The organism is Amycolatopsis speibonae (assembly GCF_042647925.1).
GTDB classification, from domain to species: Bacteria; Actinomycetota; Actinomycetes; order Mycobacteriales; family Pseudonocardiaceae; genus Amycolatopsis; species Amycolatopsis speibonae.
Genome location: NZ_JBHRWK010000148.1, coordinates 1 through 987 on the forward strand (window position 1 = coordinate 1; position 987 = coordinate 987).

The window sequence follows — 987 nt, forward strand, 5'->3', positions numbered from 1 at the left end:
TACTACAGCGGCAGTGAGGGATGTTTGTTGCGTTGTCGCTGGTAGTGGCTGTGGCGGGCGCGGGTTTGGTGGCGTCGTCGCCAGAGTGACCAGTGATCGGTGTGCTCGGGTGGGTGTGTGGGGTCGGTGAAGGTGGCCCAGAGTCGTCTGATTTCATTGCAGGATAAGGGAACTAGCTGTTCTTTCTGTGTTGATGCGCCCCTTTTTCGTCGCGGAGACGCTCGGCGTGGGCGAGGGTGGTGAGGAACGCGGCGGCGAGCATGGACAGGGTGATGTGCCGGTACCAGGCTTCGTATTTGCGGACTTGGTAGTGGTCCAGGCCGGTCTCGTTCTTGGTGAACTGGAACGTTTCCTCGACCGCCCACCGGCTTCCGGCGACCCGGACAAGCTCCGCGATCGGCGCGGGGTAGGTGGAGTGGCAGATGTAGTAGGCCAGCTCGGCAGGTTTGCTGATCGAGCGGCGGACCAGCAGCTGTTGTCCACCGGGGACGCCGGGGTCGAGCAGGAGCCAGTCGTAGAGGCGGTGCCCTTTGCTGCCTTCACCGGCGGACAGGCGTTGCCATCCCTGTGATCCTGCGCTACGGGCCAGCTCGTCGGCCCGGGTCTTTCCTGCCGGGGTGCTGAACCGGTGGTCGCAGGAGATCGCCATGACGTAGTTCAGCCCGGCTTGCTCGCACCAGGAACGCAGGCCGGGGTTGTCGCCGTAGGCCTCATCGGCGGTGAACCATTCGATGTCAGCGCCGGCGTCGAGCAGTCGTTCCAGCATCCGCTGGGCAAGTTCGGGTTTGGTCGCGAACTCGACATCGGCGCCGATTCCGGCTTCCTCGCACCGTTTCCGCTCCTCGGTCCAGGACTTGGGGAGGTAGAGCTCGCGGTCGATCAACGCCCGTCCCCGCGGCGAAACGTAGGTCAGGAACACACCGAGCTGGCAGTTCTCGATCCGCCCAGCGGTGCCCGAGTATTGCCGTTGGACACCGGCTGATTTGG

1 protein-coding gene is annotated in these 987 nt (G+C 64.2%); it reads right to left on the reverse strand.

What is annotated here, in order from left to right:
• Positions 1-172 precede the first annotated feature (172 nt).
• The coding region (locus ACFOSH_RS42705; RefSeq protein ID WP_378247299.1) for an IS701 family transposase at positions 173-987 on the reverse strand (815 nt) is incomplete at its 5' end.